This window comes from Erythrobacter sp. Alg231-14 (assembly GCF_900149685.1).
Lineage (GTDB): Bacteria > Pseudomonadota > Alphaproteobacteria > Sphingomonadales > Sphingomonadaceae > Erythrobacter.
The window spans coordinates 153,668-174,860 of sequence record NZ_LT702999.1 but is presented as its reverse complement, the minus strand read 5'-3'; the positions used below and the strand labels follow the sequence as shown (position 1 = coordinate 174,860).

Annotated in this window: 17 protein-coding genes and 1 riboswitch; of the genes, 8 read left to right on the top strand and 9 right to left on the bottom strand. The window is 57.9% G+C overall.

The genetic code is table 11. The features are described 5' to 3' along the window. Positions 1-191: 191 nt before the first annotated feature. From BQ8290_RS00845 to BQ8290_RS00820, 6 genes are all read left to right on the top strand, one after another. A complete protein-coding gene (locus tag BQ8290_RS00845) occupies positions 192-1,166 on the top strand; it encodes a hypothetical protein (RefSeq protein ID WP_337660876.1) in 975 nt (324 codons plus the stop codon). Between the two features lie 71 nt (positions 1,167-1,237). After that, a riboswitch (cobalamin riboswitch) is annotated at positions 1,238-1,446 on the top strand. A gap of 119 nt (positions 1,447-1,565) precedes the next feature. After that, positions 1,566-3,533, top strand: coding sequence for a TonB-dependent receptor domain-containing protein (locus BQ8290_RS00840; RefSeq protein ID WP_108791683.1), 1,968 nt, complete (start codon positions 1,566-1,568; stop codon positions 3,531-3,533). Between the two features lie 156 nt (positions 3,534-3,689). Further along, positions 3,690-4,748: an Obg family GTPase CgtA gene (gene cgtA, locus BQ8290_RS00835; RefSeq protein WP_108786808.1), complete on the top strand. Its 1,059-nt coding sequence runs from the start codon at positions 3,690-3,692 to the stop codon at positions 4,746-4,748. 4 nt (positions 4,749-4,752) lie between these two features. Beyond that, positions 4,753-5,874: a glutamate 5-kinase gene (gene proB / locus BQ8290_RS00830; protein ID WP_108786806.1), complete on the top strand. Its 1,122-nt coding sequence runs from the start codon at positions 4,753-4,755 to the stop codon at positions 5,872-5,874. Next, positions 5,874-6,782: an NAD-dependent epimerase/dehydratase family protein gene (locus BQ8290_RS00825; RefSeq protein ID WP_108791681.1), complete on the top strand. Its 909-nt coding sequence runs from the start codon at positions 5,874-5,876 to the stop codon at positions 6,780-6,782. Before proB ends, BQ8290_RS00825 begins: the two co-directional genes overlap by 1 nt. 71 nt (positions 6,783-6,853) lie before the next feature. Beyond that, positions 6,854-7,291, top strand: a complete 438-nt coding sequence (locus tag BQ8290_RS00820) for a hypothetical protein (RefSeq protein ID WP_108786804.1) — start codon at positions 6,854-6,856, stop codon at positions 7,289-7,291. On the opposite strand, the gene BQ8290_RS00815 is transcribed toward BQ8290_RS00820, so the two are convergent. From BQ8290_RS00815 to BQ8290_RS00775, 9 genes are all read right to left on the bottom strand, one after another. Then, positions 7,288-8,046 (bottom strand): phosphoadenylyl-sulfate reductase, encoded by a 759-nt coding sequence (locus tag BQ8290_RS00815; RefSeq protein ID WP_108786802.1) that lies wholly within the window; start codon positions 8,044-8,046, stop codon positions 7,288-7,290. The genes BQ8290_RS00820 and BQ8290_RS00815 overlap by 4 nt on opposite strands. Beyond that, positions 8,043-8,516 carry a DUF934 domain-containing protein gene (locus tag BQ8290_RS00810; protein ID WP_108786800.1) on the bottom strand — a complete coding sequence of 158 codons (474 nt, stop codon included), beginning with the start codon at positions 8,514-8,516 and terminating at the stop codon, positions 8,043-8,045. Before BQ8290_RS00810 ends, BQ8290_RS00815 begins: the two co-directional genes overlap by 4 nt. Then, positions 8,509-10,137 (bottom strand): nitrite/sulfite reductase, encoded by a 1,629-nt coding sequence (locus tag BQ8290_RS00805; protein ID WP_108786798.1) that lies wholly within the window; start codon positions 10,135-10,137, stop codon positions 8,509-8,511. The genes BQ8290_RS00810 and BQ8290_RS00805 overlap by 8 nt, the downstream gene beginning before the upstream one ends. A gap of 1 nt (position 10,138) precedes the next feature. Beyond that, on the bottom strand, positions 10,139-10,447 hold the full coding sequence (locus BQ8290_RS00800) for a DUF2849 domain-containing protein (protein ID WP_108786796.1): 309 nt from the start codon (positions 10,445-10,447) through the stop codon (positions 10,139-10,141). Beyond that, positions 10,444-11,289, bottom strand: a complete 846-nt coding sequence (gene cobA / locus BQ8290_RS00795) for a uroporphyrinogen-III C-methyltransferase (protein WP_108786794.1) — start codon at positions 11,287-11,289, stop codon at positions 10,444-10,446. Before cobA ends, BQ8290_RS00800 begins: the two co-directional genes overlap by 4 nt. A gap of 138 nt (positions 11,290-11,427) precedes the next feature. Continuing rightward, complete coding sequence (locus BQ8290_RS00790; RefSeq protein WP_108786792.1) at positions 11,428-12,516, bottom strand: mechanosensitive ion channel domain-containing protein; 1,089 nt, start codon at positions 12,514-12,516, stop codon at positions 11,428-11,430. Then, positions 12,513-13,727, bottom strand: a complete 1,215-nt coding sequence (gene metC, locus BQ8290_RS00785; RefSeq protein WP_108786790.1) for a cystathionine beta-lyase — start codon at positions 13,725-13,727, stop codon at positions 12,513-12,515. The genes BQ8290_RS00790 and metC overlap by 4 nt, the downstream gene beginning before the upstream one ends. 10 nt (positions 13,728-13,737) lie before the next feature. Then, positions 13,738-14,631, bottom strand: coding sequence for a rhodanese-like domain-containing protein (locus BQ8290_RS00780; protein ID WP_108786788.1), 894 nt, complete (start codon positions 14,629-14,631; stop codon positions 13,738-13,740). A gap of 105 nt (positions 14,632-14,736) precedes the next feature. Further along, on the bottom strand, positions 14,737-16,410 hold the full coding sequence (locus BQ8290_RS00775) for a hypothetical protein (protein ID WP_337660875.1): 1,674 nt from the start codon (positions 16,408-16,410) through the stop codon (positions 14,737-14,739). Between the two features lie 167 nt (positions 16,411-16,577). On the opposite strand from BQ8290_RS00775, the gene queF reads away from it, so the two are divergent. Together queF and BQ8290_RS00760 are read left to right on the top strand one after the other, a co-directional pair. Next, positions 16,578-17,030 (top strand): preQ(1) synthase, encoded by a 453-nt coding sequence (queF, locus tag BQ8290_RS00765; RefSeq protein WP_108786782.1) that lies wholly within the window; start codon positions 16,578-16,580, stop codon positions 17,028-17,030. A gap of 221 nt (positions 17,031-17,251) precedes the next feature. Beyond that, positions 17,252-21,184: an autotransporter domain-containing protein gene (locus tag BQ8290_RS00760; protein ID WP_108786780.1), complete on the top strand. Its 3,933-nt coding sequence runs from the start codon at positions 17,252-17,254 to the stop codon at positions 21,182-21,184. Positions 21,185-21,193: the final 9 nt, after the last annotated feature.

Genomic DNA, 21,193 nt, shown 5'->3' with positions numbered 1-21,193 from the left:
GGACAGCAAACTGTTGAAACAACAATGCCCGGAGCCTTACCCAAGGCTTCGGGCATTTGCATTGTGGCTCACTGCGCCTAACGCTTCATTGGCGAGCAAGGGTCGCGGTGGCATTGTTCTACGCGCGACTGGCGATGGCGAGAAACGGGGCGTTTCTTGATCGTGGGGGAAGAATGAGAGGCAATCTTACTATGAGCACGGCAAAATCATGCTTGGACAAATCCGGTTCGGGATCACCCACTAAACCGCACGCCGCGACGGCGCCGATCAAGGTGACGACCATTGCGGTTTCGCTTAGCCTTTTGGGCGCGTGTATGGCGCCGGCTGCTGTGCCGCCTCCACCACCACCACCTCCTCCGCCACCGCCCGTGGTTGAGGCCGTTCCGTTCCGCCCACTTCCCCCCGGTGGCGCGTCCTATGTGATGAAAATTCCGGGCAAGGACATTTTTGGCAAACGCCGCACGATCAATCGCGGCCTATCCGAAGATGAAAAGGTTTGGCATTTCCGTTCCGCTTGGAACGTCGCCGCGCTCAATTGTGTGGCCGCGCAATACGATCCCATCCTAACCGCATACAGCGCCTATATCAGCGACCACGAACGCGCACTTGGTCAGGTGAATGACCGGATCGACCGCGAATATCGCGAAGAAACGGGCAACCGACGCGAAGGGATCTTTGCCCGCGAAAGCCAGATGACGTCGGTCTACAACTTCTTTGCGCTTCCTCCGGCGCGTGCGGGTTTTTGTCGGGCGGCGCTCGATATCTCAAACCGCGCCATCATTGCGGAACCAACTGATCCGCTTGCCTTTGCCAAAGACAATTTTGAATTGCTCGAAGAACCGTTTGAGACTTTCTTTGAGGAATACGAAGCGTATCAGCGCGCCTCGGCGGAATGGGATGATCGCTACGGCGCCGAATATGGCGCATCGCAGCCCGGATGGGTCGCGGTGCAGGAGGCGCGCGCCAACGGCGTGGAAGTGCCCACAGTGACCAGCTCGCCCGAATCCACCTTGGCCGCGCCGACCGCGCCGGCGGGCTTGGTCGCGGATCCGGTAACGGGCGTGGGTGTACCGATTGTGCCGGTGCAGGAAAACTTCATCTCGCAACCCGTGGTCGAACCCATCGCAACCGATGACGGCGACGATCAAAGCGCCGCCCCACAATAGGCCCACCAACTCAGCGCGTATGCCGGAAAGGCGCGATTTTGCACTCTTGAAGCCGATGGCGAGTGCGCCTATCGGCTAGGGCACACTTTGGTAACGGGAATGCGGTGCGCTCCCAGCCTTCGGGCGAAAGAGCAATTCCGCGGCTGTCCCTGCAACTGTAAGCGGTGAGTTTCTGCCTCGTGCATACCCACGGTATGCCACCACTGAGCGATAGCTTGGGAAGGTGAGGCAGCAGCATCGACCCGTGAGCCAGGAGACCGACCAGAGTGTGTCGCTTGTGGCTTGGTTCAGGGATTGATCCGGCGCGAAAAACTTTCGTTTCGAGCGACGACTTGGATGGCCGTTGGGGTGTTGCCCTTGCGGTCGATGTTGTTGCGTATTCGAAAGGGATTTTCGAGCATGAAGAATACTAGATTTTTGGCCACCACGGCCCGCTTTGCCGTGGGCATCTCACTTTGCATCGGAGCGCCCGTGTTGGCGCAAGATGCGCAGGACGAGGGGGAAATTATCGAGGACGGCACTTCCGACATCACAATGACCGAACGGCCCGGGCCCAATGCGATTCTGGTCAGCGCCGACCGGTCTGAGGGTGTGTTGTTGGACTCATTTACCGGGTCCGCCACCATCATAACCACCCGACACATCGAAGCCCGCCAAGTGCGCGACATTGCCGATGTCTTGCGCGATGTCCCCGGTGTCGCGGTAAGCAGCGTCGCTGGTCAAACCCAAATCCGCCTGCGCGGCTCCGAAGCGAACCATGTGTTGGTGTTGGTTGATGGGATTGAGGTCTCAGACCCATTTGGCGGTGAATTCGACATTGGCACTTTGCAGGCTGAAATTGGTAGCAGCGTCGAAGTGCTGCGCGGCCCGCAATCCGCACTTTATGGCTCAGACGCCATCGGCGGCGTCGTCGCCTATCGAAGCGGTGACTATGATGGCTTTGGCGCGCGCATCGAAGGTGGAACCCAAGGCACAGTCAACGGCGCAGCGCGCTATGGCTATTCCGCCGAGACGTTAAGCGCTTCGCTCTCTGCCACTTTCGTTAGCACCGATGGCGAGCCCAATGCACGCGGTGGCGTTCGCGATATTGGCCGGGACAGCTACACCGTATCCGGCAAAGTATCCGCGCAACTTTCCGACAATTTTGCTCTGCGTGCGGCGGGCCGTTTCATCCGAACAGAGGGTGAATTCAACAATTCAGATTTTGTCGCCGCCAACCCGACATTCGGCCTGATCATCGACAGCCCAGACACGGCGTTCGAAAATGAGGCGTTCTACGGCCTTGTCGGTGCGCGGTTGGAAACATTGGATGGCAATTGGACGCATGATCTTTCGGCGCAAATCGCCGATATCAATCGCGAGACCGTCGGACCGTTTGGGCCCAGCAATTCAAGCGAAGGCGACCGGTTGAAAGCGTCCTACGTCACCGCCTATAATTTTGGCGGCAGCGACCATTCGGTGTCTTTCGCCGCAGATTGGGAGCAGGAAAGGTTCCGCAACACCACCCCAGGCGGATTTGCCTTCACCGGCCGACGTCAGATTGAGAACACCGGTTTGGTGGGTGAATATCGCTATGTCGGCAACCGCTTCGATTTCTCCGCGGCGATCCGTCATGACATCAACGATCGATTTGCGGATGCCACCACCTTCCGCGTTGGCGCGGGTTACGCTGTGACCGACACAACCCGCCTGCGCGCCAGTGCTGGATCGGGCATCAAGAACCCCGGCTTTTTCGAATTGTTCGGATTTGTCGACGGCACTTTCATCGGTAATGAAGACCTAACTCCGGAAAAATCGACCGGCTGGGAAGTTGGATTGGATCAAGATTTTGCTGAGGGCGCCGTTCGCCTCTCGCTGACCTATTTCGACAGCGAGTTGGAAGATGAAATCTTCACAACCTTCCCCGCACCGACCTTCGTTGCGACCCCGGCTAACCGCACCACTGTTAGCAAACAGCAAGGCGTTGAAATTGCCATCGCCGCAGACCTTGGTTCGGGCATTTCGTTCAACGGCGCGTACAGTTACCTCGATGCCGAAGAAGATGGCGTGGAAGAAGTGCGCCGTCCGGATGAGATCGCATCGGCTGCATTGTCATGGACGGCGCCCGATGATGCCGGGGGTATCACATTGGTCGTGCGGTATAACGGTGAAACGCCCGATCTCGCCTTCACCGATCCCAGCTTTATCCCCGTTCGCGAAACCCTGGATGACTTTACTCTCATCAATCTCAACGCGCGTGTGCGGTTGAGCGAGGGTGTGGAATTGTTCGCGCGGGCGGAAAACCTTTTTGATACGCGGTACGAACAGGTCTTCAGCTTCGTTTCGCCGGGCCAATCGATCATCGCCGGTATCCAGGCGCGTTTCTAGGAAGCGCAGCCCATCCAGGCGGTCGTTTTGGCACACACTCGGCGCAACGGCTGCATCGTCGTAGGCGGCAGGTCATCCTTATGACCCTTCGGGTGGATTTGACCTTCCGCCTATACAATACTCGCTTTCTGGTCGGGAAATGCATAGGGGGAACCCATGCATTTCCTCGATCAGGCAAAAATCTACCTCAAAGCCGGCAGCGGCGGACCCGGAGCGGTGAGTTTCCGGCGTGAGAAGTATATCGAATATGGCGGACCCGACGGCGGCAATGGCGGCAAGGGCGGCGATATTATCCTCAGGTCCGTACAGGGCCTCAACACGCTCATCGACTTTCGCTATTCGCAGCATTTCAAAGCCAAGCGCGGCAACCACGGTCAGGGTAAAGATAAGACCGGAGCAGGTGCGCCCGATCTGGTGATCCAAGTGCCCGTCGGCACTCAGGTTCTGTCCGAAGACAAGGAAGAAATCCTCGCCGATTTCACCGAAGTCGATCAAGAAATCGTCTTTATCGAAGGCGGTATGGGCGGACGCGGCAATGCGTCTTACAAAAGCTCAACCAACCGTGCGCCGCGCCAACATCAACCCGGCGAAACCGGCGAAGAGATGTGGGTTTGGCTGCGGCTAAAATTGTTGGCGGATGTGGGTCTTGTGGGATTGCCCAATGCGGGTAAATCGACCTTTATCAACGCGGTCTCCAACGCTCAGGCAAAGGTTGGGCATTACGCCTTCACCACTCTAGTGCCGAAGTTGGGCGTGGTGCGTCACCGTGCGCGTGAATTTGTGCTGGCGGATATTCCCGGCTTGATCGCTGGCGCTGCGGATGGAGCGGGGATTGGCGATCGGTTCTTAGGCCATATTGAACGGTGCCGCGTGTTGATCCATTTGATCGACATTGCGGGGGATGACCCCGTCGATGCAATGCGCGTCGTTCAAGAGGAACTTGCCGCCTATGGCGCTGGTTTGGAGGACAAGCCGCAATTGGTGGCTTTGAACAAATTGGACCTTGCCGATGATGAATTGGGCAAAGCCTTTGCCGATGAATTGATCAAAGCAGGCGCGGATCGAGTGTTCAATGTCTCCGGCGCGAGCGGGGCGGGTATTGATGCATTGATGGATGCGGTTTTGAGTTATTTGCCCGATCGCACATCAACCGAAACCAACGCCGCAGAAGTTGAAGAAGAGGAAGAAGGTGGCAGCGAGTGGTCACCCATCTGACGCGATGACGGACGAAACCCTAGCAAATGTTGTGTCGGCCAAGCGGTTGGTCATCAAAATCGGCAGCGCTCTGTTGGTTGAGGATGGTAAGCCCGCGCTTGATCGACTTCATTCGCTGGTGGAAGAAATCGCCGGTCTAAGGGCCAAAGGCGTCGAGATTATCGTTGTTTCATCAGGCGCGATTGCATTGGGCGCTGCGCGGTTGGGATTGCCCAAAGGCGGTCGAGCCAGCCTTGCCGATGCACAGGCGGCGGCGTCAGTCGGACAAGTCGGTTTGGCGCAATTGTGGGGTGCTGCGCTTGCTCGGCACGATCACATTTCGGCCCAGATGCTGGTAACGCTCGACGATTTGGAAGAACGCAAACGGTACCTCAACGCTGCTGCCACGTTGGAACGTTTGCTGGAAGCGGGCGTGATACCCGTGGTCAATGAAAATGACAGCGTCGCCACCGAAGAAATTCGTTTTGGCGATAACGATCGTTTGGCCGCGCGCGTGGCGCAGGCGGCCAACGCGCAAGGCGTATTGCTGTTGTCCGATGTCGATGGCCTGTATGATCGCGATCCCAGTCTACCCGATGCGACGTTGATTGAGCGGGTCGAAGGGGTCAGCCCCGAAGTGATCGCCATGGCGGGTGAAGGGTCTTCGTCGGGGATGGGATCGGGCGGCATGCTCGCCAAGCTTCAGGCGGCCCGGATTGCGGAACGCGCGGGCATTGCGCTCGCGATTATCAACGGTAAACCGGATCATCCTATCGCGAAAGCTGTGGCGAACAATCGTGGCACCGTGTTTGCTCCTGTGCGCAGCGACAATGCGCGCAAGGCATGGCTGGGTGGACGATTAGCACCCGAAGGGGTCTTAAGCGTGGACGCCGGGTGCGTGGACGCATTGGGAGAAGGGGCAAGCTTGCTCGCCGCAGGTCTAACCGAAGTCGAGGGCGAATTTACGCGCGGTGCTTTGGTCAGCTTGCATGGCCCCAAGGGCGAACGATTGGGGCAAGGTTTGGTGGAATACAGCGCCGATGAATGCCGCGCCATTGCTGGCCTGAAACAGGCGGAACAGGAAGAGCGGTTGGGTTATGCGCCGCGCGCCGCAGTCGTGCATCGCGATCATATGGTGCGGGGGTAATCGTGCGGCTGGCGATTACAGGTGCGACAGGGTTTGTCGGAAGCGCGGTGATCGATTGCGCCATTGCACAGGGTTATGAATGTCGCGCTTTGACACGCAAAGATCAGGGTGCACGCGATCGCGTCGAATGGATCAAGGGCACGCTTTCGGACGACACGGCGCTGCTGCGGTTGATTGATGGCTGCGACGCGGTGATCCATGTCGCGGGCCTTACCAACACGCCCGATCCGACCGAGTTCGAAACCGCCAATGTCGCAGGAACCGCTGCTATGATTGCGGCGGCCAAACAGGCGAAGGTGAAACGTTTTGTCTTCGTATCTTCGCTCTCTGCGCGAGAGCCGGATTTGTCGGTCTATGGCGCGTCAAAGGCGCGTGCGGAGACCCTAGTGCAGGAAAGCGGGCGCGATTGGACCATTGTTCGTCCACCGGCCGTCTATGGCCCGCGTGACGATGACATGTTCGAACTGTTTCGTTCCGCCCAATTCGGGCTTGTGCCTCTGCCACCCAAAGGAGCGACCTCGATCATTCACGTCGATGATCTGGCGCGCTTGTTGATTGCGTTGGCGGGGAAATCGGCACTCAAATCGATCTATGAACCCGATGATGGGCAGGTTGGCGGATATTCTCATAAGGAATTGGGCAAAGCGATTGGTCGCGCGGTGGGCAGGCGCTCCGTTTTGGCGGTCAATCTACCCAAAGAAGTTTTAAAGCTGGCCGCGAAAGGTGACAAATTGCTGCGCGGGGATAAGGCTAAGCTGACCGCAGATCGGGTCGGCTATATGCTCCATCCCAACTGGGTTTCCCGGTTTGATCGCGCGGTGCCAGCCAACGTTTGGCAACCGCAAATTGGCGGCGAAGACGGATTGATTAAGACCGCGCAGTGGTATGAAAAAGAGGGCTGGCTTTAGCTACGCCGTTCCTGTCTACCCTCACCCGACTATCCGATGCGTGTTGCATCGCTTTATCTTGGGGAATTTCTATGAAGACCGCTCTGCTGGCTGCTGCCATCGTGTGCCTTGCCGCATGTGGGAATGAGGCCAAAACGGACACTTCTTCGGATGCAAGCACTCCAGAATCCTCAGCCACAGCCACAGCCACGGGCACGGCAACTGTCGCTGCCGACGGTGCCCCTTCCGTTGGATCATATCGCGCAGTTGATCAAAACGGCTTTGTTCTGATCGAAGAGCTTCTTGAGGATGGAACCTATGTTTTCTCCGACGAAACAGGCAGCACCATTGAACAGGGCAATTGGAGCCAGAAATCACCATCTGAATTGTGCTTCCTAGCCAATTCCGAAGGTGCCGACGAAATCTGCTATCTCGAAGAGATCAGCGACGACGGCATTTGGCTTTCCACCAATTCTCAAACCGGTGAGACGGCCACAATAGAACGTTTAGAGAGCCAACCGACCCCTTAAAGGAACGGTTCCTCGCCCGGCTTGTGGATCCCGCATTCAGTTTTGTCCCAGCCTTTCCAACGGCCCGACCGCGGATCTTCGCCCGGCGCCACTTTGTGCGTGCACGGTTCGCAGCCGATCGAAGGGAAACCTTTCGCAACCAATGGGTGGCGGGGAAGGTCATGCTCTTCGAAATAGGCGGCGATGTCAGCGGCGCTCCAATCGATCAACGGGTTGATCTTCAAACGCCCTTGGGCATCGGAGGTGTCGACTTCAAACCGCGGCAGGTTGGCGCGTGTTGACGATTGAAACGCCTTGCGCCCAGTGAAGCTTGCATCGATGGTTTCAAGCGCCTTTGCCAACGGCTTAACCTTGCGAATTTCACAGCAACCATCGGGGTCATACGACCATCGCAATCCCGTTTCATCCTTGGCGGCAAGGTCGGCTGCCTCCGGCGTCAAAATGCGGACATCGGTGAAGCCCAATCGCGCGATCAAATCATCGCGATATTGCAATGTTTCGGCAAAATGCTTGCCCGTATCCAAAAAGAGGACCGGCACGCTTTTATCAACGCTGGCAATCAGGTGAAGCAACACCGCGCTTTCGGCCCCGAAACTGGAAACGATGGCAATGTCGCCGGCCAAATTCCCTTGGATGACGCCTTCCAACATCTCTTTCGTCGACGATCCGCGAAACATGCGGTTCAATCGCACGGCGTCATGTTCGGTAAAGCGCGCCGCCGCATCGAGACGGTCGATTTTGCGAACTTCGTTCATTGGCCCACTCCATGACGGCGTTGAGGGATCGTCGAGCGTCCATCAATGGTGCGTTGATAGACATTGTCCCACGTCGCAAAGGCGCGTTCCGCGTCGTCCGTGTCGAGCGCTTTATCCGGCGCAAAGGCATCAAAACCACATCGGCGCATATGGCTAAGCTGGTCGATGCCGACATCGCCAACCGCGCGTAATTCGCCCTTGTAACCGGCCTCGCGAAGAATCCGTGCGGAGGAATATCCGCGTCCATCGCCAAAGCTGGGAAAGTTCACTTCGACCAAAGCCAGCCGATCGAGAAACGGCAAAAGCGTCCGCGCGTCATCGCCCGGTTCGATCCGCACGGCGGTGGCGTTGGTTTGGTCGCAGCACGCATCGACAGTCACTGTGCCGTGATCGGCCGGTTCATCATCACGAAAACGAAATTGGACTTCATCGGGTGAGGTTCCAAGATCAGCGAGATTGTTCTCAGTCATAAAGCGCCTCTTTAAACGGTGCCATGCCGATGCGGCGATATGTATCGAGGAAACGTTCCTCTCCGGTGCGTTGGTCGAGATAGACATCGGTCACTTTCTCAACCGCATCGATCACGCCGTCTTCGGTGAAACCGGGGCCCGTAATCTTTGCAAGGCTGGTGTCTTCGGCTTCGCTTCCGCCGAGCGACAATTGGTAATTTTCCACCCCTTTGCGATCGACACCAAGGATGCCAATATGGCCCGCATGATGGTGGCCACAGGCGTTGATACAGCCGGAAATTTTGAGCTTTAGTTCGCCCAATTTTTCGGTCTTGCCCGATGCATCGAACCGTTCCGAAATGCGCTGGGCGAGAGGGATCGAACGGGCATTGGCCAAGGCGCAATAGTCCAGGCCGGGGCAGGCGATCATGTCTTCGATGGAATCCATGTTGGGCGCGCCCAGATCGGCCGCATCAAGCTGTGTCCAGAGCGCGTGCAGATCGGCGATTTTGACATGCGGTAGGACCACGTTTTGCGTGTGCATGATGCGCAATTCGTCAAAACTGTATTGCTTGGCCAATTGCGCCATGATGCGGATTTGTTCGCCGGTTGCATCGCCGGGAATGCCGCCAACCGGTTTCAACGAAATGACCGCGCTGACATAGCTGTCATGCTTGTGCCGGTGGGTGTTGCGGTCAACCCAAAGGGCGAAGTCTGGATCGGACCGGTCCACGCTCTTCGCACCGTCTTCAAACGCCGGATCGGCAAAGAACGGTTTGATGCGCTCCAATTCTTCGAGCGGTGGTTCAACGCCTTGCTCTTGCATATGGGCGTATTCTTCCTCGACCTGACGCGTGTATTCATCTGCGCCCAATTCATGCACCAGGATTTTGATGCGCGCTTTGTATTTGTTGTCGCGACGACCATAGCGGTTGTAGACGCGCAAACAGGCTTCTGAATATGTGATCAATTGATCGAGCGGCACAAAATCGCGGATCATCGGCGCGATCATCGGTGTGCGGCCCATGCCACCGCCGACATAGAACCGAGCGCCAATCTCACCGTCTTTTTCAACGATTTGAATGCCGATATCGTGCAGCCGCATTGCCGCGCGATCTTTCTCAGCTGCAATCACGGCGATTTTGAACTTGCGCGGCAAATAGGTGAATTCCGGGTGGAAGCTGGACCATTGGCGCAGCAATTCCGCATAGGGGCGCGGGTCGACCAGTTCATCGTGCGATGCCCCGGCAAAATGGTCGGATGAGATATTGCGAATGCAATTGCCGCTCGTCTGGATGGCGTGCATTTCCACCTTGGCCAGATCGGCTAGGATGTCGGCTGCATCTTCGAGCTTGATCCAATTGTATTGCAGGTTCTGGCGGGTGGTGAAGTGGCCATAGCCGCGATCATATTTGTCCGCGATATCGCCCAACGCCGTCATTTGGTCGGAATTCAACGTGCCATAGGGGATGGCCACGCGCAGCATGTAGGCGTGCAATTGGAGGTAAAGACCGTTCATCAAACGCAGGGGTTTAAACTGGTCTTCGGTCAGTTTCCCTTCGAGCCGGCGGCGCGCCTGATCGCGGAATTCTTCCACTCGGGCATCGACCATTTGTTGGTCGTAAGAATCGTATTTGTACATGTTAGATTACCCAGTCGATGGCGTTGAAGTCTGCGGGCGCGTCGGTTGGCTTGATCGTCAAATCTTCGCGCACGGTTGGGCCCAAAGCGCGGATGCGATCTTTGATATGGGCCGGGCGAACGCCGTCGGCGCTGGCCTCCGCTTCGATGATATACGGCACGTTCACTCGTCGCGCGGCCTCTTCGCGGGCGAGAATTTCATCACCGCGATCGCCCACATCGGCGGCGGCGTCGACATAGAGTGACCAGTTTGCACCGTCCCACCAAATGACCGCGCCGGTCTTCAAATCATTGCCGGTCAGAATTTTCACTGTGTTGCCTCTGTGTTTTGCGCTGAAGCCCCCAATTGGGCGGCGTGGGCGGTGTATGCGGTTTGAGAGATTGTTGCGGTGTCGCGCGCGGTAACATCGCCGATCACGATTAGGGCAGGGCTCTTTATCTTTTCCTGATCAACGAGCCCGGGCAATCCGGCCAGCAAGCCGCGCACAACCCGCATTTCCGGGCGTGCCGCGTTCTCGATCACCGCGATGGGCATGTCAGGGGCCAGACCGTCTTCCATCAATTTTTCGGCAATTTGGGATGACGTCTTGACGCCCATGTAAATCACAAGGGTGCGCCCCTTACCCGCAAGGCCCGACCAATCTTGGTCCGACAAACCTTTGCATTGGCCGGCAACAAAGCTGACGACGCTGGCGCTGTCGCGGTGGGTCAAAGGAATTTGAGCCGCTGCAGCTGCGCCGTTTGCAGCCGAGATACCGGGCACGATTTCGACGTTCACGCCATGAGCATGCGCCAATTCGGCCTCTTCGCCGCCGCGACCAAAGATCAAGGGATCGCCGCCTTTCAACCGCACGACATCATGACCGGCCTGCGCCTCGCGGACCAAAAGCAGATTGATATCGTCTTGAGGCAAAGTGTGGCGTGCGCGCTGTTTAGCGACGCTGATCAGGCGGGCGTCGGGATGGGCAAGGGCGAGGATTTCGTCGCTGACCAAACCATCATGGACCAACACGGCGGCCTGCCCAATCAAACGCGCCGCGCGCACAGTCAACAGATCAGGATCGCCGGGGCCAGCGCCTACCAAGAATATCGTGCCGCTTTGTGCACGATGGGGTGCGTCATTGGGCGCGCCATTGTTTGTGCCGTTGTTCATGGAGGCCGAAATGGCCTGCGCAGGCTTTCCATGCCAGCGAGAATGGATTGGGGACGATCAAGGAAAGCTTTTGTCGCCTGGTGAAACCGCTTTTAGCGGCGCCCAAATCCACAGGAGTTTCGAGGGTCTAAACCCCGATCAACCTGCGTCCAATTTGCCCGCCGCCATCAATTCAACAATCTGATCCAATTGTTTGGATGATCGCAAATGCAAATCGCGTTGGGGGAACGGGATTTCGACATCGTTCTGTTTAAACAATTCCCAAACCCGCATATAAACGTTGGAGCGGATATTGGCGAGGCCACCTTCGGGATCCTGTATCCAGAAACGCAATTCGAAATTGACGGAATTGTCACCAAATTCCATCAGGTTAACGCGTGGCTTGGGGTGCTTCAAAACGCGCTCTGTGTCGTCCGCCGCTTTGTAAAGCAGCCGTGTGACCAATTCCAAATCGCTGTCATAGGAAACGCCCACGGGTGCCCGCACGCGCACTTCCTTTGAACTGTAAGACCAATTCACCACCTGATTGATCATCAAGTTTTCGTTGGGGATCAAATGCTCCGTCTGATCGCGGGTGATGACAGAAATGGCGCGAATACCAATTTTGCGGATCTGACCGACCGCTTCATTGCCGGCCTGATCGGTGACGGAGATTACGTCGCCCGGTTTGATCGATTTGTCCAAGAGCAACAAGATACCCGAGATCAGGTTGCCGAATGTCTTCTGCAAACCGAAACCGATGGCCAAACCAAACGCACCGCCAAAAAACGCCAGTGCGGTAAGATCGATGCCCAGCATGTCGATCCCGATCAGGAATGCGAGCGCCCAGATGGCAATGGTGCTGAGTTTTTCAGCCAGAAGTTTTTGCGTGCTGTCGAATTTTGAGATCCTCTGAATGAGCCCCCGGCTGATCCGGGTGGCCATCCATGCGGCAGTGAGAACCAGCGCGATAACGCCGATTACAAGCAACACATCGAGCAGCGAAATCCGCATATCGCCAAGTTCAAAAGCGACAGATTGGAGTGAGCCTAGAAACGCACCGGCGGTTTCGCTCTGTTCGCCAACGCCTTCTACAAAGTCCTGCGACACTTCGATCGCTTCCACCGGCTCTTCTGGTTCGCCCTGCGCGGTCTGCTCTGTTGCGCCTTCCTCGGCACTTGTGCCTTCGGCGGAGGCGGGATCGATCGTTTCGGCCTCTTCTACAATCGGCGCAGCAGCGGTGGTCATGTCATATCCATCTTGGTCAAAGCCTGCGCTAGATCCGCGATCAGGTCGTCTTTATCTTCGAGCCCAATTGATAGGCGTATCGCGGCTTGCTGACCACCCTCATGCTGGGTTTGTGGGGACATGACGGAGCGATATTCGTGCGGGAAGATCGGCAAAGCGAGACTTTCGAACCCGCCCCAACTGTATCCGATACCAAACAGGCGCAGACTATCGACAAACCGCGCGGCTGCGCCCGGGTCAATCGTGCTCAAAGTAAAGCTAAAAAGGCCGCAACCGCCGGCAAAATCGCGGCGCCAAATGGCGTGACCGGGATCTTGGGGAAGCATAGGGCACATCACCCGTTCAATGGCGGGATGCGTGGTCAGCCATTGCGCGATTTCAGTCGCGCTTTGCGTGGTTTGAGCCAATCGCATCGCCATGGTGCGCAATCCCCGAGACGCCAGCGCGGCGTCATCGGGTGACACCACTTGCCCCAATTGTTGCGACGTCCGGCGTAGGGCGCGGTACCACCGTTCACCAGCGCAGGCGGAACCCATCATAAGATCAGAATGCCCGCCCACGTGCTTGCTGAGGCTTTGCATGACGATGTCGCAGCCATGGTTTAGCCCGGCAAAGCCGAGTGCGCTGGCCCATGTGTTGTCCAGCAAACAGACCGCGTTGGCATCGCGCGCAATGGCCGACAAAGCAGGAATGTCGCACACTTCCATGGTCAAACTGCCGGGGCTTTCGAACCAAACGGCGCGGGGTTTGTGATCGCGGATCAAGAATTCGAACGCGGTCATGTCCAAGGGATCGAAAAAGCTGTGTGTGATGCCCATGCGTTTGAGCAATCCAGTCGCCATGGCGCGCGATGGATCGTAGGAATTGTCGCTCATCAAAAGATGATCGCCCGGCTTCAAAACGGATAGCAGACTTCCGGCGATGGCGGCCACGCCGCTGGGATACAACACCGTGCCATGCGCGCCCGGTTCAATATCGGTCAGCGCCTGTGCAAGCGCCCATTGGGTTGGCGCGCCGCGCCGGCCATAGAAAAAATCGCCGTCTTCGTTGGATTTCAACGCCGCTTTACGGTCGGCCTCGGTTGCATAGAGATGCGTTGAGGCGCGCCACACGGGAGGATTGACCACCGCGCCAGTCCATTCCGTCCGCCGCCCGGCATGGGTGACTTGCGTGGCGGGTTTGTCCGGTTTGTCGCCGTCAGAAACGCTCATATTGCCAAACTCATTGCGGGCCCTGCTCTTTGGGTGTGGTGGGATCGGCTTCCCATTCTTGCCAGCTTCCATCGTAAAGGCGTGCCGTGTCCACCTCTGTTAGATGCAAGGCAAACACAAGAACACTGGCGGTGACGCCGCTGCCACAGCTTGTGATGATAGGGCGGTCCAAGTCGACACCGGCGGCGATGAACAAGTCGCGCAATGCTGCGGGGTCTTTAAATGTTCCATCCGCATTGAAGACCTGGCCAAAGGGGGCATTAAGCGCGCCGGGAATTCGGCCGTTCTGACCACCATGCACCGGGTCAATTCCGCTCCCAAAAACGCGATCGGCGGCGCGCGCGTCTAGAATTTGCGTCGTACCAATTGCGCCGCTTTGCAGTTGGTCGCTTACGACGTTCAAGATCTCATGTTTTGAGGCAACTCGCCGCGGACTTTTCAATCGAGATGCAGAGGATGCCGAAGTCGTTGGCAATGTGGCGTTGTTACCCGGGCCGCTTTCCATAGAGCCGCCTTCGACGCGCCATTTCTCCAATCCGCCGTCCAAAATGGCAACGGATGTTCTGCCATGCGCGATCAATGCGAACCATGCGCGGGCCGACGTTTTGACGGCGCTGTCATCGTACAGAATGATCCGGTCGTTTGCACCGATGCCCAACTGATCCAGCCGCAGAGCCAATTGATCCGCATTGGGCAAAGCCGCGGGAACTTTGGAGGTGGGGTCCGTCAGATTGGCCAGATCGAGATAACGAGCACCGGCAATATGCGCATGTTCGAATTCTTGACGAGCATCACGTCCTGATGCGGGCAAGTGGCGCGAAGCGTCCAAGATCACGAGGTCTTTCAACCCGTGTTCTTGCGTCATTTGCGCGGCGAGCCAATCGGTCGAGACGAGGCTATCCATGGAAGATCTCCGAAAAGAAAGCGATGCCGTTTGCGGTAGCGCGACGCCGTCACAGTGCCAAGCTTGGTCGGGCGGTGGAACCGGATGAACCGGCTCCTTTGCTACCTAAGCAGGGGTGGGCTGCTTGATCAATTGGGCCCGAAGGTTGGGCAATCCGCCAGGTGGGCCATCCAATGGCAATGGGTGGACGCGTGTTTGGCTGGTCGTGCTGGGCGTGCCGACGACAAAGGAGCGGTTGGCAATAATGGTCGCCGGTTCGCCCGCGCTATCCGATTGTCGGACGACACGAATGTGCAAAAGAGGGATAAACAGCGGTTTCGCGCCCTGTTTGATCGCTTTTACTTGGTTGAGCGGCAATTGAAGTTGGCCGCCGACGCGATGGGATTGTTGCGGGCCAATGCGCTCAATCTTCGCTATTTCGGTGCCGCCCAATAGCGGGGTGGCATTGGCTGCGGCGCTTTGGGCGCAGGCCAGATTGGCCAAAACGGTGACATCGCGCAGCGCATTGTCGTCGCGATTGGCGAGGTCCAGCCGGAAATCGACAGAGAACATCATGACGCTGCGCGATCCACCTACCATTTCCAAAGCCAGATCCAATCGAGGTGTGGATGTCGCAGCGGTAGGTTGCGGGGGCACGGGTTGCGCCGATGGCGTAGGTGCAGGTGCAGGTTTGGGCGCAGGCGGTGGCGCAAAAATTGGCGCGAACTCTGGAGTGGGCTCCGAAGCCGGCGGGTGGGCAGGTTCGGGAGGGGGCGGCGGAGGTGGCGCCGGTGGAGGCGGAGTTGCCGGGGCCGCAGTCGGTTCGGGTTTAGCGGCTTGTACCGGGTCCATCGGCTCCGTCGCGGATGCGTCGTCCTCTGTTCCGGTTTGCTTGATCACTGTGTGCACGCCGTAGGCAAGTGAAGGACCGTCAGCATCGGGCTGGATCGATTCCAACCGGCGGCGCCGCCAGAATGAAAACGCCAAAGCCAAGGCCAAGATCAACATCACGCCAAGCCCAATGTAGACTCGATCGCGGATCACGCCTGCGCCGGCTTGCGATATCTCGCTTGCGCTGAGCGGAGGCGGAGCGGTGGATCCGGTCGTTATGTCGGGTTGAGCGGATGAACCGGTTTCGCCGTCGGGGCTAACATCATACCAGCCATCCGGGCCAATGGGGCCTTCGCCGTCGAGGCCAATCTCTGTGTCAAAGCCGGGGCCGGATACCGATCCGCTGGGCGGCACAATCGCTGCATCCCCCTGCAATGTCCGATCGGTTGATGCTTGTGGGGTGGATCGGGGGGCAACCGAGGCCGGGTTCGATGATTGCGAACCGGCTGTTCCATTGGCGGGCGCTCTGTTGGTTGTCGGCCGGTTGGACGTTGGCGCAGCGCGGGAAGGAGTAGGCGTCGGTGAAGGCGGGCGCGTCGCGGCGGCTGCTGGCCTTCGAGTTGGCGCTTGGGTGGCTGCGGGTGCCGGTGCGGTTGTTTGCGTCGGAGTGGGCGTGGGGGTAGGAGCCGGAGTGGGGCGGCGATCGGGTATGATGCGGGGGCCAATGGGGACACCGGCGCGTTCATCCGCGGGCCCTTGCGGAACGGGCGTCGGCGTGGGCGAAGGGGTCGGAAGAGAGAAACCACCCGGCGAATTTTGCGCCGACAAAGGAGACACGGCCGAGAAACCGCTCGCAATCGTCAAGGCCAGCGCGCCCACACCAAAAGCCAATCCCATCCGCACGCGGATGCGGGGCAAGCGAGGGCCGCTCGTGTCGGCAAGCGGGTAAAGTTTGGGCGCGCGCATCATGCGTTTAGCGTGTCGTTGGCCGTTTTAAGCGTTTGCATTTCGGGTCTGACCATTGCGATGTCCAATCGGTCACCGGTCCGACCGTGGGGCTCTCTGACATAAGACGCAAAACGGCGGCGTCCAGTTCCTCGCTTGCAACACGGCATCTTTCACGGCAACAGCGCGGCATGGAAACCACACCCGCCTTTTTGGGCAAAGACACGCCTCTGCCCACATCGCCCGAAGACGCAACCTTGGACTATGTGCCCAATCCCAGAGAGGGATCGCTTTATCTGGTCCGTTTTGCCGCGCCTGAATTCACATCCTTGTGCCCGGTTACGAACCAACCTGATTTTGCGCATCTCGTGATCGATTACGCGCCGGGCGACGCCATCGTCGAATCCAAGAGCCTTAAATTGTTCCTAGGTAGTTTCCGCAATCACAACGGCTTTCACGAGGACGTAACTGTGGGAATTGGGCAACGTTTGGCCAAAGAAATGCAGCCGAAATGGTTAAGAATTGGCGGATATTGGTACCCACGCGGCGGCATCCCAATCGACGTTTTTTGGCAGACCGGCGCACCGCCATCCGACCTATGGTTGCCCGACCAAGGGGTCGCTCCGTACCGGGGAAGAGGCTGAAATTCTGGGCGGCTCGATCGCTCTGAAAACACCCTGAATTTTCGATGAGAATGCGTGGTTAATTCGGTCCGACTAAGGGCCAGTACTGCCTTCATTTATCAGTAATATTCTATGAATACCTCCAAGCCTGCAAAGCGGGTCGCACCAGTTTGCGCACAATTATGCTCAAGCGCGCCCCACACGTGACCGTACCCCCGTTTCTCACCGTTAGAGGCTTAAACATGACCAACTCTTCTTCGATCAAAATCCGCGCCATTGGCGGTGCTTCGGCGCTTGCTTTGTCGGTCGGGCTTTCTGTTGGCATGGCCGCACCGGTCTTTGCGCAATCCGCACCCGCGCCCCTGATCGCTGCACCGACGCCCACGGCGCCGGCTGTTCCGGCCAATGTCGAAGAATGCGCGATTGTCAGCGGCGTGGTCACATGCGCACCGGGTACAGACGCCGATGGCTTTCTGGATTTCACCGACGCGCCTCTGGGCCTCGACATTCAAGACGGTTCGGTTGTTCAAGGCCCGGTGGTGATCACCGGCGCTGTCACGGGCGGCGTTGATGGTTCGATCCAGACAGCGGGTGATTTCGATGGTGGCTTGTTGGCCGGGGCGGGGTCAAATGTCACCAATGACGGTTTCATCCAGACAACCGGTCAATTCTCGGTCGCGGTCGAAGTGGGGGCTGGTTCCGCGCTGACCAACAACGGCACGATCTACACCAGCGGCGACAATTTCTCTGACGCCATTTCGTTGTCAGAAGGGGCCACTTTTACCAATTCAGGCCTGGTGCAAACGGATGGGGCGGAATCGTTCGGCGTGTTTGGCGCGGGCGATAGCATCACGGTCACCAACACATCCACCGGCACCATTGTTACCAGCGGTGAGGCCAGCTTTGGCATTGCGGTTTTGAACGATGCGAACATCACCAATGATGGCTTGATCCAAACCTTTGGCGATTTCGGCATTGGCATCGACACGCAAGAAACCGGGACGGTCACCAATTCGGGCAACATCGTCACCGGCGGGGCGAGCGCGATTGGCGTTGGTATGCGGAACGACGCAACCTTCACCAACACCGCCAGCGGATCGATCGCGACATCCGGCGATGAAGCGCGCGGGGTCTCCGTTCTACTGCGCGGCACGATTGTGAACGATGGCAGCATCACCACCAGCGGCGATACAGCGGTGGGCGTGCGGGCCTTGGCGGATTCGACCATCACCAACAACGGCACCGTCGCAACCACGGGAGCCAACGCATCCGACGCGTTGGAAGTGCGCGACAATTCGGTCGTTAACAACAACGGCATTATCCAAACAGGTGGTGAAAATTCACTCGGCGTGTTCGGTTTGGGTGACGGTGTTACGGTCAACAATGCTGCCGGAGGCGAGATTTCGACAACGGGTGACGGCGGCTTTGCCGTTGCGTTAGAAAATGACGGTGTCGTTCAAAATGATGGCGTGATCCAAACCACGGGCGAAGCTGGCATTGGCGTCGACTTTTTGGACGGGGGCACCCTCGTCAACACTGGCTCGATCACAACAACGGGCGATCTGGCCATTGGCGTGTCGATGCTCGACGACGCCACTTTCACCAACACCGGTTCTGTTGCGACCAGCGGCGGCAATTTGGGTGTGGTCATCGTCGGCGCGAACAGCACGGTCGAAAATGACGGCTCAATCTCCAGCGTCGGTGACGATGCCATTGCGATCATTGGCGGTGATGCCACCACGGTCACCCTCACCGCGAACAGCGTCGTATCAACCCAAGGCGACAATGCCGGCGGTGTTGTGATTTTGGGCGCGGGCAATGTTAGCAATGCCGGATCGATCACGACCCAAGGCGACGGCGCACAAGCCGTAACCATCACCGGCGATGCCACCGTCAACAATACCGGAACTATCACGGCTGATTTGGCGCGTATCTTTGATATTGGCGGTGTCGCGATCGTCACCAACTCAGCCTCGGGCACGCTGACATCGGGCGGCGATGATGCCATTCGCTTTTCAGGCGATGGATCCAGCCTGACCAATGAAGGCACGATCAGCAGCACCGGCGGTTTCGGCACAACATTGAACGCCGATGGGGTGAACGATGTTGTGTTGGTCAATTCCGGCACGATCAGCGCGGGCGAAGACGCCTTTATCGCGGTTGCGGCTGGTGACAATTTCAACGCCACCAACAGCGGCACGATCTCTTCGTTCTTTGTCGGTGTTGCCGCCGGTGATGGATTGTCGCTCGACAACGCAGCGACCGGTTCGATCACATCGCAAGACGGCCCCGCAATCGCGGCGGGCAACTTGGCAGTGATCACCAATGCAGGCACCATCAGCAGCGCGACTGCGAATGCCATTGAAAGTTCGAACACCGCCGACGCGATCTCGCTGGACAATTCCGGCACGATCGAAAGCACGGCCGGCGGCGCGGGCGTGTTGTTCGACAACGGTTCGATCACCAACGCAGCGGGCGGTTCGATTTCCGGTGACATTGCCGGCATTTCAAGCCCCGGCACAGGCGCACTCACCGTCGTCAACTTTGGGTCCATCGAAGGGCTAATGGGTGATGCGGTGTTGTTGGGTGACGGCAATGGCGAATTCCAACAATGGACCGGCGCGACGGTCACCGGCAATGTTGATCTCGAAGGCGGCGATGACACCTTCATCCTCGAAGGATCGAACTCGTCCGTCGCTGGAATGATCCTTGGCGGCGCGGGCGCAGATACGGCCATTATCGCCGGCACGCTTGATGCGGACAATTTCGGTGGGTTCGAAACATTCCAGTTCGGATCCGACCTTGGCGGCACCTTGAACGATGCCCGTATCAGCGGCGATCGCACGGTGGATGGCGATGTTGCCATCGCTGGTGAAGTTGTCCTTGGTCTTGGTGTTGACTCGCTGACATCCACTGGGTCGATCACATTGGAAGACACCGGCACCGTCACCATCGAAACGCCGCTCGACGTGGCGTTAGTTGGTCAAACGGTCTTGGTCCTCCAAGACGGCACCGGGTTCACCGACAACGGCGGAACGATCAACATCATCGATGATGATTTGTTGGTCGATTATGTCCCCGTGGTTGGCTCGCTTTCGGTGCAAGTGAACGCGGTCAATCAACTGATCACATCGGCCGATTCCAATTTGGTCACATTCGGTTCCGCCATCACGACTGCGTTGAATGCAGGCACGTTAAGCCAGGACAATTTCGACCTCATCAACGGCTTGCCGGATGTTGACGCCTTCGAAGCGTTGGCAATCGATGCCCTGCCAACATTGAACAACGGCGCGGCGCGCGAAATCTTTGAAACCTCCACCGCCGCAAGCGACGCCCTAAACCGGCATTTGGCTGGCGAAGGCACGGGCATCTGGGGTCAATTCATCCTGCGCGGCGCCGATCAAGATGCCTTGTCATCAACGTCGGGCGCGTATGAAAGCGATCAAACGATCTTCACAGTTGGCGGTGACTTTATGGTCGGAGACATGGGCCGTGTTGGTCTGATCGCGAGCTATGCCGATATCGAAAACGACAATCTGAACGGCGCTGTTGTTGGCGGGCAAACCGAAATTGAAAGCATCAAAGTGGGCGGCTATTTCGCGGCCAATTTTGCAGAACGTGGCTTCCTGAACGGGGAAATCGCTTATCTGAGCGGTGAAATCGAAGATCAGCGCGGTGGCTCACTGGGCGCGATCAATTCGGCCTATGACTTCGATGGCTTTGCCTACAGTGCGACGGTCGGTTTTGATCTTTTGCCGAATGACAGTTTCGCATTGACCCCATCATTGGGCGTGAACGGCGCAACGATTGGGTTCGATGATGCGGTCGAAGCGGGTGGTTTTGCATTGAACGTCGCACGCGACGATGCAAACTTTGTCGAATTGCGCGGCGGATTGGCGCTTTCGGGCGAATTGTCGCCGCAATTTAGCGGCTTTGTCCAAGGCACCGTGGTGCAAGATTTGGGCGATGACGCGCGGACATTTAACCTGACCTCGGCGCAATTGGGCGCGGTTACGGTGATCTCACCGGATCGCGAACAAACCCGTTTTGAATTGGGCGCGGGCGCGAGCATGGATGTGACCGAAACATTCTCCATCGAAGTCGGATATCTGGGCGATTTCGCAGATGGTTATGACGCGCATTCCGGCCGTGTGACGGCGCGGGTTGCGTTCTAAGCGGTCCGA

Bases quoted from the DNA above. Each gene is read 5' to 3' on its own strand.
- BQ8290_RS00780 (WP_108786788.1), bottom strand. From the start codon at position 14,631: ATGGATAGCCTCGTCTCGACCGATTGGCTCGCCGCGCAAATGACGCAA.
- cobA (WP_108786794.1), bottom strand. From the start codon at position 11,289: ATGAACAACGGCACAAACAATGGCGCGCCCAATGACGCACCCCATCGT.
- metC (WP_108786790.1), bottom strand. From the start codon at position 13,727: ATGAGCGTTTCTGACGGCGACAAACCGGACAAACCCGCCACGCAAGTC.
- BQ8290_RS00805 (WP_108786798.1), bottom strand. From the start codon at position 10,137: ATGTACAAATACGATTCTTACGACCAACAAATGGTCGATGCCCGAGTG.
- queF (WP_108786782.1), top strand. From the start codon at position 16,578: ATGGAAACCACACCCGCCTTTTTGGGCAAAGACACGCCTCTGCCCACA.
- BQ8290_RS00845 (WP_337660876.1), top strand. From the start codon at position 192: ATGAGCACGGCAAAATCATGCTTGGACAAATCCGGTTCGGGATCACCC.
- BQ8290_RS00790 (WP_108786792.1), bottom strand. From the start codon at position 12,516: ATGACCACCGCTGCTGCGCCGATTGTAGAAGAGGCCGAAACGATCGAT.
- BQ8290_RS00840 (WP_108791683.1), top strand. From the start codon at position 1,566: ATGAAGAATACTAGATTTTTGGCCACCACGGCCCGCTTTGCCGTGGGC.
- BQ8290_RS00820 (WP_108786804.1), top strand. From the start codon at position 6,854: ATGAAGACCGCTCTGCTGGCTGCTGCCATCGTGTGCCTTGCCGCATGT.
- BQ8290_RS00810 (WP_108786800.1), bottom strand. From the start codon at position 8,516: ATGACTGAGAACAATCTCGCTGATCTTGGAACCTCACCCGATGAAGTC.
- cgtA (WP_108786808.1), top strand. From the start codon at position 3,690: ATGCATTTCCTCGATCAGGCAAAAATCTACCTCAAAGCCGGCAGCGGC.
- BQ8290_RS00775 (WP_337660875.1), bottom strand. From the start codon at position 16,410: ATGATGCGCGCGCCCAAACTTTACCCGCTTGCCGACACGAGCGGCCCT.
- BQ8290_RS00815 (WP_108786802.1), bottom strand. From the start codon at position 8,046: ATGAACGAAGTTCGCAAAATCGACCGTCTCGATGCGGCGGCGCGCTTT.
- BQ8290_RS00760 (WP_108786780.1), top strand. From the start codon at position 17,252: ATGACCAACTCTTCTTCGATCAAAATCCGCGCCATTGGCGGTGCTTCG.
- proB (WP_108786806.1), top strand. From the start codon at position 4,753: ATGACGGACGAAACCCTAGCAAATGTTGTGTCGGCCAAGCGGTTGGTC.